The sequence below is a fragment of the Hymenobacter sp. genome, from assembly GCF_036388155.1.
Taxonomy (GTDB): Bacteria; Bacteroidota; Bacteroidia; order Cytophagales; family Hymenobacteraceae; genus Hymenobacter.
On the sequence record NZ_DASVSI010000137.1, the window covers coordinates 26,645 to 38,900 of the forward strand.

8 protein-coding genes are annotated in these 12,256 nt (G+C 64.3%); 5 read left to right on the forward strand and 3 right to left on the reverse strand.

All coding sequences use genetic code 11. The features are described from left to right. The first annotated feature begins 211 nt into the window (after window positions 1-211). The 4 genes from VF629_RS18935 (at window position 212) to VF629_RS18950 (ending at window position 9,060) form a co-directional block, all read left to right on the forward strand. Complete coding sequence (locus VF629_RS18935) at window positions 212-3,334, forward strand: TonB-dependent receptor (RefSeq protein ID WP_331060069.1); 3,123 nt, start codon at window positions 212-214, stop codon at window positions 3,332-3,334. Window positions 3,335-3,355: 21 nt separating this feature from the next. Beyond that, a complete protein-coding gene (locus VF629_RS18940) occupies window positions 3,356-4,900 on the forward strand; it encodes a RagB/SusD family nutrient uptake outer membrane protein (protein WP_331060070.1) in 1,545 nt (514 codons plus the stop codon). A gap of 150 nt (window positions 4,901-5,050) precedes the next feature. Next, window positions 5,051-6,619, forward strand: a complete 1,569-nt coding sequence (locus VF629_RS18945; protein WP_331060071.1) for a glycoside hydrolase — start codon at window positions 5,051-5,053, stop codon at window positions 6,617-6,619. A gap of 29 nt (window positions 6,620-6,648) precedes the next feature. Further along, entirely contained in the window at window positions 6,649-9,060 is a 2,412-nt protein-coding gene (locus VF629_RS18950) for a sugar-binding domain-containing protein (protein WP_331060072.1), read from the forward strand. Window positions 9,061-9,388: 328 nt separating this feature from the next. Here VF629_RS18950 and VF629_RS18955 read toward each other — a convergent pair whose 3' ends face one another. Next, window positions 9,389-10,381: a PDDEXK nuclease domain-containing protein gene (locus VF629_RS18955; RefSeq protein ID WP_331060093.1), complete on the reverse strand. Its 993-nt coding sequence runs from the start codon at window positions 10,379-10,381 to the stop codon at window positions 9,389-9,391. Between the two features lie 3 nt (window positions 10,382-10,384). After that, the gene (locus tag VF629_RS18960; protein ID WP_331060073.1) at window positions 10,385-10,507 is read right to left on the reverse strand and encodes a hypothetical protein; all 123 of its coding nucleotides are present in this window, start codon (window positions 10,505-10,507) and stop codon (window positions 10,385-10,387) included. Between the two features lie 119 nt (window positions 10,508-10,626). Between VF629_RS18960 and VF629_RS18965 the strand changes: the two genes are divergently transcribed. Continuing rightward, window positions 10,627-11,133, forward strand: coding sequence for a hypothetical protein (locus VF629_RS18965; RefSeq protein WP_331060074.1), 507 nt, complete (start codon window positions 10,627-10,629; stop codon window positions 11,131-11,133). Between the two features lie 134 nt (window positions 11,134-11,267). Here the strand turns inward: VF629_RS18965 and VF629_RS18970 are convergent, their stop codons facing one another. Then, window positions 11,268-11,906 (reverse strand): hypothetical protein, encoded by a 639-nt coding sequence (locus tag VF629_RS18970; RefSeq protein ID WP_331060075.1) that lies wholly within the window; start codon window positions 11,904-11,906, stop codon window positions 11,268-11,270. Between the last annotated feature and the right edge of the window lie 350 nt (window positions 11,907-12,256).

The window sequence follows — 12,256 nt, forward strand, 5'->3', positions numbered from 1 at the left end:
CCTAGCTAAAGTAAGAGCAGAAAAGACAGGTTTCTGTCCCTTTTTTGCCTGAAAAAGTACCCGTGCCGGCTGCTTGCAGCCAGTACTTTTATCTCCTGCCAAGCTGTGCATTCGACGGCCACTTTTGCTGGCCCGTGGTGCCGGGCTCCTCGTCCTGATTTTTCTATTTCCCACCCAGGCAGGCTTCGGCTTGCTGCATACTCCTTTGCTGATGCAAGCAAAATCTATTCTCCTCTGCGGGGCCCTACTGCCGCTGGCGGTGGCTGCTCCGGCCGCAGCCGGCACGGGACCGGCGGCCCGGTCCACGTTCGTGCGGCACGCCGTGGCCGACCGGCCCATCACAGGCACGGTGCTCGATGAAAAAGGCGTCGGAATGCCCGGCGTGACCATCGTGCTGAAAGGCACGACCGTGGGCACGACGACCGACGAACGAGGCGGTTTCTCGCTGGTTGTTCCCGACGGAAGCGCGGGGGCCACGCTGGTAATTTCCTCGGTGGGCTACACCAGCCAGGAAATCGCCGTGGGCGAGCAAACGTCCTTCAGCGTGAAGCTGGCCGTGAGCACCCAGGAGCTGAGCGAGGCCGTGGTCATCGGCTACGGCTCGCAGGAAAAGCGCACCGTGACCAACGCCGTGACCACCGTGCAGGGCGCGGAGCTGGCCAAGCTGACGGTGAGCGACGTGGGCTCGGCCCTGCAAGGCAAAGCGGCGGGCGTGACGGTGGTCGGGGCCGGCTCGGAGCCGGGTTCCACGCCCCAGATTCTCATTCGCGGCATCTCGACCATCAACGGCAACAGCCCGCTTTATGTGGTAGACGGCCTGCCCGTGAATGACATCAACTACCTCAACCCGAAGGACATCGCCACCCTAACGGTGCTCAAGGACGCGGCGTCGGCCGCCATCTACGGCTCGCGGGCCGCCAACGGCGTGGTGCTCATCACCACCAAGGAAGGCTCCCGGAGCGTGCCGGTGATAACCGCGGACGCCACCACGGGCGTGTCGACCCCCACGCGGCTGCCCAACATGGCGTCGGCCAGCGAGTACGCCCGCATCATGAACCTAGCGGCCACTAACTCGGGCCGGCCCGCCGTGTACCCCGACCCCAGCTCGTTTACCCAAACCACCGACTGGTGGAAGGAAATTGCCCAGCGTGGCATCACCCAAAACTACTCGCTGGGCCTATCGGGCGGCTCCGACAAGGTGGTGTATTCGACCGGCGTGAGCTACTTCAAGGAGCGGGGGCTGGTGCGCGGCACCGACTTCGACCGCCTCTCGCTGCGCCTCAAAACGCAGTACCAAGCCGCCAAGCACCTCAAAGTGGGGCAGGACCTGAACCTGTCGATGACCAACCAGAACTACCTCAACAACGGGGCCCTGTTTCGGGATGCGTTCAACAACGACCCCATCACCGTGCCCCGCGCGCCGGGAACTTCGGGCAACCCGTACGACTATTACGGCGCCTCGCCCACGGACATTGGCAACCCGCTGGCCGTGGTGGAGCGCAACGACGACCGTCGCAACCAGTACTTCCTGGTGGGCACCGTGTACGCCAACTACGAGTTCATTCCCGGCCTGATTGCGGAAACGCGCTTCGGCACCAACACCAATTTCTACGAGCGCGACGCGTTTTCGCCTTTCTACACCATTGACGCCAACGAGCGCAGCCAGGTGAACACCGTGACCCGGCAGCACGACCTGAACATCTACTGGAACAACACCAACACGCTGACTTACAGCAAGACGCTGGGCGAGCACAACTTCACGGCCCTGGCCGCCGTGACGCTGGAGAAATTCAACCGGCGCACCCAAAACGCCTCGGGCCAAAACATCCCGAGCAACGACCCCAGCCTGCGCTACCTCGACGCGGCCACGGCCAACTACAACGCCACCGGCAACAACTTTTCCAACACCATTGCCTCGCTCATCGGGCGCGTGACCTACGATTTCAAGGGCCGCTACTTGCTCTCGGCCAGCGTGCGCCGCGACGGCGCCTCGGTGTTTCCGAGCAGCAACCGCTGGGGCACGTTCCCGTCGCTGTCGGCCGGCTGGCTGATTTCGGACGAGGAATTCCTGAAGTCGTTCGAGCCCATGAACTTCCTGAAGCTGCGCGCCAGCTGGGGCCGCGTGGGCAACCAGAACATCAGCAGCCTGACCAACGCCGCCTACACTGGCACCTTTGCCAAAACCTACTACGTGACCGGCGACGACCGCACGGCGCAGGTGGCCGTCATCCAGAGCAACGTGCCCAACCCCGACGTGAAATGGGAAACGGTGGAAGACTACGACCTCGGGGTTGATTTCGGCTTTTTCCAGAACAAGCTGACTGCCACGGTCGACGTGTTCCGCCGCAACACCACCGACATGCTCATGTTCCAGGCCATTCCGGGCCACGCCGGCTACGGCTACACCAGCCCGGTGACCAACATCGGGAGCATGAAAACCAACGGTTTGGACTTCACGGTGGGCTACAACGAGAAAGCCGGCGACTTCACCTACGGCCTGAGCGTGAACGCCACCCGCGCCATCAGCAAGGTAGATAAACTGGCCAACGGCCAGGCCCTGTTCTCGGGCAACACCCCGATTTTCGGCCGGCCCTCCCGGACCGAGGAGGACGGCTTCGTGGGCGCCTTCTACGGCTACCAGACCGAAGGCCTCTTCCAGAGCGCCGACGAGGTGGCCGGCTACCGCAGCGCCGACGGCAAAGTCATTCAACCCAACGCGGTGGCCGGCGACTTCAAGTTCTCGGACCTGAACGGCGACGGCGTGATTGACGCCAAAGACCAGAAGTTCATCGGCAACCCCACCCCGGACCTGACCTTCGGCGTGAACCTGACCACCGGCTACAAGGGCTTCGACCTGCAGGCCTCGCTGGTGGGCAGCCTGGGCAACGACCTGGTGAACGCCAGCAAGGGCTGGTGGTACTCGGGCAGCTACAACTACAACAAAATCGCGGGCCTCGAAAACCTGGCCTGGCGCGGCGCCGGCACGTCGAACGAAGTGCCCCGCATCACGGCCAACGACAACAACCAGAACCTGACGCGCTTTTCCAACTTCTACGTGGAAGACGGCTCCTACGCCCGCCTGCGCAACCTGCAGCTCGGCTACACCTTCGGCAAAAACGTGGCCAGCGCCCTGCGCATGAGCAGCCTGCGCCTCTACGTGAGCGGCCAGAACCTGTTCACCTTCACCGACTACAGCGGCCTCGACCCCGAAATCGGCTACGGCCGCGCCTACACGCCCACAACGGACGGGCCGTCGGCCCTGAACCGGGGCGTGGACCTAGGCAACTACCCCACCACCCGCACCTACCTGGTGGGCGCCAACATCTCCTTCTAATTCATCCCACCCGCCGCAGTCATGAAAAAGTCACACCTGATTTTCACCCTGGCGCTGGGCCTGAGCCTGGGCCTGCAGTCGTGCAAGGATTTCCTCGACGAGCCGCCCCAAGGGCAGCAAACCACCGACAACTACTACACCAACGCCGACGAGTGCAAGGCGGCCGTGATGGGCTGCTACGCCCTGGCCGACCAGTCCGATTGGTGGCAGATTGACCGCACCCGCATGTTCGGCGACGCCGGTTCGGACGATGCCTGGAAGGGCAACGCCATTGCCGGCGACCAGCGCGAGTTCGGCGACTTCGCCCGCTTCTTCTGGCTGCCGAACAACGAGTGGTTCGACAACCGCTACACCCACATCTACCAGTCCATCGGCAACTGCAACGCCGCGCTGGTCGGCATCGAGAAGGCGCCCATCGACGCTGCCCTCAAGCAGCAGCTCCTCGGCGAAACCAAGTTCATTCGGGCCTACAACTACTTCGAGCTGGTGAAGGGCTACGGCGGCGTGCCGCTGGTGCTCAAGCCGGTGTCGCCCAGCGAGTCGGTAGCCATCCCGCGCGCCTCGGCCGCGGAGTGCTACGCCCAGATTATTCAGGACCTGAAGGACGCCGCCGCCGCGCTGCCCGAGAAAAACGCCCGCATTCCGGGTGACAAGGGCCGCGCCACCAAAGGGGCCGCCAACGCCTACCTGGCCAAGGCCTACCTCTACACCGAGCAGTGGGCCCCGGCCCAGCAGGCCGCCGAGCTGGTCATCGGCTCGAACCAGTACAACCTGAGCGGGGAGTTCAGCAACATCTGGAACGTGAACAACCCCAACGGCCCGGAGTCCATCTTCGAGCTGAACTACAACGCCGACCAAACCTTCAACCTGGGCACCTACCTGACGGTGGTGATGCGCAGCCGCTCCGACGGCGGCTGGGGCTTCAACACGCCCACCAGCAACCTGGAGCAAGCCTTTGTGCGCGAAAACGACCCGCGGCTGAAGTGGACCATCATCAAGCAGGGCGACAACGTGGGGCCCAAAACGGCCAGCTTCGACTACTCGAGCTACGACACCAAGCTCTCGGAGAACGAGTCGGGCCGCATCAGCCGCAAGATGTTCCTGCCCCTGGCCGACCGCCCCGCCAACGAGGGCAACCACTCGCCCCTCAACCGCATCGAGCTGCGCTACGCCGACCTGCTGCTCATCCACGCCGAAGCCTCGTCCAAGCTCGGCCAGGATGCGAAAGCACTTGCTTCGCTCAACCTGGTGCGGGCCCGCGCCAACCGCCTGCAGCCCGGCACAGTACCGCCGCGCGCTTCCAGCGGCGCGCAGCTGCTCAGCGACATCTGGCTGGAGCGCCGCCTGGAGTTGGCCATGGAAGGCCACCGCTACTACGACCTCGTGCGCCAAAAGCGCCTGGTGGCCGTGATGCAGGCCTTCAACGCCTCCCAGCTCACCAGCACCGACCCCTATGACAAGGGCAAGGTGAAGGACCAGATTTCGGACAAGAACAACCTGTTCCCGATTCCGACCAACCAGATTCAGCTTTCGGGCGGCACGGTGACGCAAAACCCGGGGTATTAGTTGGAAAGGAGTTAAAAGAGAAGAGTTAAAACGCCATGCAATTCAGGAGCTACATGGCGTTTTAACTCTTCTCTTTTAACTCCTTTCCACGCCCCGCCAATTGCCTTGCCAGGTGGTTTGGCGGGGCGTTTTTCATTGACGCATTTACTCATGATATTCACAAAACGTATTGCCCTACAACTAGCCGCGTGCTGGGTTTTGGCCGCCACGCTGCTGGCCGCCGGTGGCGCCCGCGGCCAGGCGGCCCCCGCGCCCGTCACGGTGCGCATCGACGCCGCCAAAACTCACCAGACCATTGCCAACTTCGCCGCCTCCGACGCCTGGGCCTGCCAGTTTGTGGGCAACTGGCCCGCCGCCAAGAAGGAAGCCATTGCCGACCTGCTGTTCAGCACCGAGGCCGGCCCCGGCGGGCAGCCCAAGGGCATTGGCCTGTCGATGTGGCGCTTCAACGTGGGGGCGGGCAGCGCCGAGCAGGGCGACGCCAGCGGCATCAAAGACGAGTGGCGGCGCGCCGAGTCGTTCCTGACCCCGGCCGGCACCTACGACTGGACCCGGCAGGCCGGGCAGCGCTGGTTTCTGGAAGCGGCCCGGAAGCGGGGCGTGCCGCAATTCCTCGCCTTTCTGAACAGCCCGCCCGTGTCGCTCACCCGCAACGGCAAGGCCTTCGCCAGCGCCAAGCAGCCCAACCTGGCGCCCGAGCGCTACGCTGCTCTGGCCGACTACTGCGCCCGCGTGGTGGAAGGCGTGCGCAAGAGCACGGGCGTCGCCTTCGACTACTTCAGCCCCGTCAACGAGCCGCAGTGGGACTGGAGCGACGGCGGCCAGGAAGGCTCGCCTTTCCTGAACGACGAAATTGCGGGCATCACCAAAGCCCTGAGCACAAGCCTGGTGGCCAGCAAGCTGCCCACTCAGATTGTGGTGGCCGAAGCCGGCAAGCTCGACTACCTCTTCACCACCGCCGACAAGCCCGGCCGGGGCGACCAGATTAGCGCCTTCTTCGCCGATGCCGCCGCACCAACTTACCTGGGCAGCACTCCCCGGGTGGCCCGCGTCATCGCGGGGCACAGCTACTTCACCACCTCGCCACAAGCCCAGGCCGTGGCCACCCGCCAGCAGCTAGCGGCCCGCGTGGCCGCCGTGCCCAAGCTGAGCTACTGGCAGTCAGAGTACTGCATACTGGGGGATAACGGGGGCGAAATAAACGGGGGGCGGCGCGACCTCGGCATGGCCCCGGCCTTGTACGTGGCCCGCGCCATCCACAACGACCTGGCGGTGGCCAACGCCACGGCCTGGCAGTGGTGGCTGGCCGTGTCGGCCTACAACTACAAGGACGGCCTGGTGTATGTCGACAAAAACAAGACCGACGGCAACTTCTACGCCAGCAAAATGCTGTGGGCGCTGGGCAACTACAGCCGCTTCGTGCGCCCCGGCGCCGTGCGCGTCGCCGCCGAGTTTGCCGCCGCCCCGGCCGGCGCCACTCCGCTGCTGGTGTCGGCCTACCGCAGCGCCAACGGCAAGCAGCTGGTGACGGTCATCATCAATGAAGCCGCTGCTCCTGCGGACCTGCGCCTGGAGCTGGCCGGCCGCCGTCTAGGCGCCACGCAGTCCTTTACCACGTCGGATACCGGCGACTTGAAGCCCGCGGCAGCCGTGGCGGCGGGCCAGGTGCTGCAAGTTGCGCCGCGCTCCGTGACCACGCTGGTGAGCGAGCTGCGCTAAACTTCCCACGAATGCCTTAATCCCACCCTATGAAAATAAACGTTCGCCTTCTCATTCTTTTAACGGGCTGCTTGTTGCTTGGCAACCGCCTGGCCCACGCGCAGCGCCAGCAAATGCTCTTCAACAGCGACTGGAAATTTCACCTCGGCGACGTGCCCGGCAGCGAGCAGCCCGGCGCCGCCGACAAAGACTGGCGCACCCTCGACCTGCCGCACGACTGGAGCATCGAAGGGCCTTACAGCGAGCAGCTGGCCAGCGCCACGGCCTTTCTGCCGGGCGGCTTGGGCTGGTACCGCAAGACGTTTACCACGCCCGCCGGCTTTCGCAACAAGAAGGTGTTCGTGTACTTTGATGGCGTGTATAAGAACAGCGAAGTGTGGCTGAATGGGCATTCGCTGGGCAAGCGCCCCAGCGGCTTTGCCTCCTTCCAGTACGAGCTGACGCCCCACCTGAACGCCACCGGGCCCAACGTGCTGGCCGTGAAAGTCGACCATCCCCAATCGGCCGACTCGCGCTGGTACACGGGCTCGGGCATCTACCGCAACGTGTATTTGCTGGCCACCGCGCCGGTGCACATCCGGCCGTGGGGCGTGGCCTTCACCACGCCCACGGTGAGCGCCAGCGCCGCCACGGGCCGGGTGGCGGTTAGCTTCACCAATGCCTCGGCCAGCGCTGCGTCCGTCACCGTGACCAGCACCTTGCTCAATGCCAAAGGCCAAACCGTGGCCACGGCCAAGCAAACCGTGCCCGCCAAGCCCGGCACCGATGCCACCGCCAACCTGACCCTGCCTATCAAGCAGCCCGCGCTGTGGTCTGCCGACCACCCGAACCTGTACCGGCTGCGCACCACCCTGGCCGTAGCGGGCCAGCCCGTTGATGAAGTGAGCGAGGAAGTGGGCGTGCGCAGCATCCGCTTCGATGCCAACAAGGGCTTTTTCCTGAACGGCGAAAACATGAAGCTCAAGGGCCTGTGCATCCACGACGATGCGGGCGCCCTGGGCGTGGCCGTGCCGCCCGAAGTGTGGGAGCGCCGCCTGAAAAAGCTCAAAGAAGTGGGCTGCAACTCGCTGCGCATGAGCCACAACCCCCACGCCGACTACCTCTACCAACTCTGCGACCGCCTGGGCTTTATGGTGATGGACGAGGCTTTCGACGAATGGGAGCACGGCAAAAACAAGTGGGTGGCCGGCTGGAACGTGGGCACGCCCGCGCAGTTTGGCCCGCACGAGTACTTTAAGGAGTGGGGCGAGCGCGACCTGCGCGACATGGTGCTGCGCAACCGCAACCGCCCCAGCATCATCCTGTGGAGCATTGGCAACGAAATCGACTACCCCAACGACCCCTATTCCCACGAGGTGCTGAACACCGGCCGCAACCCCCAGATTTACGGCAAGGGCTACCTGCCCGACCACCCGCCCGCCAGTGAAATGGGCCCCATCGCCAAGCGCCTGGTGGCCGTGGCCAAGCAGGCCGACCGCTCGCGGCCCATCACGGCGGCGCTGGCCGGCGTGGTGATGTCCAACTTCACCGACTACCCTGCCGCGCTCGACGTGGTGGGCTACAACTACCTGGAGTTTCGCTACCCCGAAGACCACCAGAAGTACCCCAACCGCGTTATCTACGGCAGCGAAAACGGCATGGCCCGCGACGCCTGGGCGGCCGTCGATACCAACGCCTACGTCTCGGCCCAGTACTTGTGGACGGGCATCGACTACCTTGGGGAAGCCCGCCGCTGGCCGCAGCGCGCCAACGGCGCGGGCCTGCTCGACATGGCCGGTTTCCCCAAGGCCGAGTTCTACCTCCGCAAAAGCCTCTGGACCAGCGCCCCCATGCTCTACCTGGCGGCCGCCGAAGTGCCCGCCGCCGGCGCCACGCCCGACCGGCGCCAGCGCGGCACCGCCTCCTGGAACTGGCCCGCCGCCAGCCAGGTCCGCGTCACCGCCTACACCACCAACGAAGCCACCGAGCTCTTCCTCAACGGGCAGTCGCTGGGCCGGAAAACCGGCCGCCAGCCCAGCTGGGACGTGGCTTACGCCGCCGGCGAGCTGTCGGCCAAGGGCTACCGCAAGGACAAGGTGGTGAACGAGACGAAGCTGCAAACGGCCGGCGCGCCCGCCGCCATTCAGCTGACACCCGACCGCCGCACCCTGCCCGCCAACACCCGCGGCCTCGCCCAGCTGGCCGTCGCCGTCGTGGACGCCGCCGGCTGCCCCGTGCCCACTGCCACCGACGAAATCACGGTGGCCCTCACCGGCCCGGCCCGCCTGCTGGGCATCGAAAACGGCGACCTGGCCAACCACGATAACCCCACCACGCCCCGGCACCGCGCCCACCAGGGCCGGCTGCTGGTGTACGTGCAGCCCACCGGCGCCGGCCCCATCGGTGTCACGCTCACGGCCCCGGGGCTGCGCGCCGCCAGCGCCCAGCTGCAGGCCCAATAGGGCTGGTAGGATGCGGATGGGTATGAATTAGCCTTCCTTCTAGGTACAAACAAGTGCAGATGAAAAGAATAAGTCACACCAAAGCGCCGAGGAGAATCACTTCAGCAGAACTTTCGGAGAATGACAAAGCCGGCGGTGGTGGAGGAAAAACTGCTGTTGCACTGTGGTCTCAAGCCCACCAGGCACGCACTCCCACCGCTCCTCCTTCGGCAGCAACGCCTTAGTGAGTAACACCCTTTGGTTAACGCAAAGGGCCGAAAAGCAAAAGCAAGAGAAGTAATAGATTGAAAGTATCCTGCCACAGGGCTGGACCCCCGAACGGCTAATTCTAGTTGGTGCGGAGGCGTTCTTGCTCCTCCCGCACCAACTGCCGCAGCTCCTCTTCCGACGGCAGGTTCACCTGGTATTTGCTCACGAACACTTGCTCGGCCATGCCGGTGGTGGCATAGCGCACGAGCGTGCCGTTCTTCTGCGCGCACAGAATGAGCCCCACCGGCGGGTTGTCGCCTGCGGTCATCTCCTGCTCCCGGTAGTAGTTCAAGTACACGTTCATCTGCCCCGCGTCGGCGTGGCTGAACGCTCCAATCTTGAGGTCCACCAGCACGTGGCACTTCAAGATGCGGTGGTAAAACACCAAGTCGATGAAGTAGTGTTCGTTGTCGAAGGTGATGCGTTTTTGCCGAGTCTCGAAGCAGAACCCCCGCCCCAGCTCCACCAGAAACGTCTGCAAGTGGGCAATGATGGCCGTCTTCAAGTCGCTCTCGCTGTAGCGGGCCCGTTCCTCCAGCCCGAGAAACTCCAACACGTAGGGTTTTTCACCACGTCGGCCGCCGCCAGCGGCTGGGCACCGGCGTGGCCGGCCAATACCGCCGCCTTGTCGGCGGAGAGCCCCGTGCGCTCGTATAGCGCCCGCCGACTCAATGGCCCGCTTCAACTCCCGCACCGACCAGCTGTTTTTCACCGCGTGCACTTCGTAAAACGCCCGCTGCAACGGCTGGTCCAGCGCCAGCAACTCCAAAAAATGCGAGAAGCTCAGCCGGTTCAGCAGCAACTCCGGGGCCAGGCCCGGCAGGGCGTGTGGGTCGCTCCCCGGCCCGGGCGCGGCCGTTGGGAAAGGCGTCGACGCGCCCAATAAACCGGTTCGTTGCAATTCCGCAGACACGGTCTGCAAAATCAAGGGATAGGCCCGGTAAAACTCGCGGCACTGGTACAGCCGCCGTTCCGCGAGCCCTTTGACGCCGTTAAGTTGCCGCGCCAGCTCGGGCAGCAGTCGCTCGCCGTACTCGGCCCGGTCGCTGCCGCCCTGCTCGTACTCAGCAATATGCTAGCCGATGAGCCAGTTGCGCACCGTCAGCCAATGGTTTACCTGTTGGGCCGCCGCCCGCTGCGTGTGGGCGTGCAGCTGCCCAATCTGTTCAGCCAGCCGCGAAAGCGTAGTTTCTTTCATCGGGGCCAAGTTACGCTGGTCCAGTGAGTGTGCCGCGTGCGCGGCTACTCCTTTTCGTGGCTGCGGCCGCTCACCTACCGGGCGCTTCTACCTTTGCGGTCCGCCTTGCCTTCCCGCTCATGCTGCCGCGCACCGTTTTTTACTGGCTCACCAGTTTTGGCTGCGCCGCGGCCGGCTACGGCTTGCTGTGGGTGCTGCTGCCGGGACACCACGTATTTGGGGCGCCGTACCGGATGTTTCGGTACCACGACGCGCACCCGCTGGCCTACGTGGCGTTGTGTTGCGGGTGCTTCGGCCCGCTGGCGGCGGTTGCCACCGACGCTTTTCGCCGGCGCGGCCGGTGGGGACGGCTGGGCGTGGTGGGGGCGGTAGCCCTGGCCACCGTGGGGCTGAGTTCGCCGCTGGGAGGCATGTTGTGGCATTGGCACGACATGCAGGCCGGCTATTTCCCGGCCGACTGGCAACGGCAACTCTTGGCCGGTGCCTGGGAGGGCCTGACCACGGGCTGGCTCATCGTGCTGCTGTCCGTGCCCTACAACGTGCTGGGCGTGCTCGTGTGCTATGGGCTACTGGCGTTGGGAAACGAGCGGTTTCCGGCCATTAACCGCGAGGGCAGCCCGCGTTGAGGCCTCAAAGCGGAAAGGCACCGCTTCTTCTCAATACGCCAAGTGGAGCGTGGGCTGAGTACTAGGATACTTCGCACACCCCGGTTGCGCGTGGACTTAATGAAACAACCAATCCACCGCCGGTTAGCCACGGCCTAACGGCTGCTCAGCACCGCCTGAAATTCATCCTTTATGCGGTTTTGCTCCTGCCGCAGGAATGGGGTGGCCGGGGTGCCGGCGGGCGGTTGGGGCAGCCGGTGAACCAGCCGGCCTTGGGCGAAGTAGCTGCGCTGCTCGTCCACTTCCGAGGAGTCGAAAGCAAAGGCCTCCGTGTCGTGGGCCGCTTGCATAGCGGCCGAGTCGTAGTACATGGGCCGGTTGTAGCGGTACGATTTTTCCAGCACAAACGAAGGCTGGCCGCTCAGCAAATAGTACTGCACCCGCCGCTGGCCCATTTCGCCGTAATGTCGGGCCTCTATTTTTTCCAGCCGTCCATTGGCGTAATAAAAGGTGGCTTCGCCGCCCTCGCCCGGCTCGTCGAGGCTGCGGTTGACCGTCGACGACCATTGCCGGATGGCGTTGATGCGCCGGAAGTTGGCCCGTATCGGCCCCAGCGGGTCCGTCAGTCCGCGGTCACCGGCCGCGGGAACGGCGACCGGCGGCAACGGCTTCGGTTTTTGGGCGCGAGCTGGGGCGGGGCGTCCACTGGCCAGTGGACGAGAACGGTCAGCGTCGCAGCTCCCGAGGGCAGCGAGTAGCGCCAGTACCACGAAGAGGTTTATGTTGAGTGACATCGAGCAAACGGATTGTACTGTGTAGACTACGGCGGCGGCCAAGCAAACTAACGGCTGAACAACACAGCAGTTAACCAAGCGATGCGGCGCTTGTCTTTCGCCAAAAGCCAGCCTTTTCGACGGGTTGCGTTGCGCCAGCCGCTGGTACGGTGCGCCCCCTCTTCACCGGTGGGCTCTAGGTCGGCGACGGCGGGCTGCCAACACAGGCGCGGGCCTGCCACGATGCTGGGCCAGCCCCTCATTTTGGGGTTTATATTTGATGCATTGTTTATATCCAAATACTTAGTCATTCAAACACGGCAGATATTCTAACCAATGCTGCCTCCAAGCGTAAGCAGGTCGGTAGTTCT

Excerpts from the sequence above, each read along its gene's own strand:
- VF629_RS18960 (WP_331060073.1), bottom strand. The coding sequence starts at position 10,507 with ATGAAAGAAACTACGCTTTCGCGGCTGGCTGAACAGATTGGGCAGCTG.
- VF629_RS18945 (WP_331060071.1), top strand. The coding sequence starts at position 5,051 with ATGATATTCACAAAACGTATTGCCCTACAACTAGCCGCGTGCTGGGTT.
- VF629_RS18965 (WP_331060074.1), top strand. The coding sequence starts at position 10,627 with ATGCTGCCGCGCACCGTTTTTTACTGGCTCACCAGTTTTGGCTGCGCC.
- VF629_RS18950 (WP_331060072.1), top strand. The coding sequence starts at position 6,649 with ATGAAAATAAACGTTCGCCTTCTCATTCTTTTAACGGGCTGCTTGTTG.
- VF629_RS18940 (WP_331060070.1), top strand. The coding sequence starts at position 3,356 with ATGAAAAAGTCACACCTGATTTTCACCCTGGCGCTGGGCCTGAGCCTG.
- VF629_RS18970 (WP_331060075.1), bottom strand. The coding sequence starts at position 11,906 with ATGTCACTCAACATAAACCTCTTCGTGGTACTGGCGCTACTCGCTGCC.
- VF629_RS18935 (WP_331060069.1), top strand. The coding sequence starts at position 212 with ATGCAAGCAAAATCTATTCTCCTCTGCGGGGCCCTACTGCCGCTGGCG.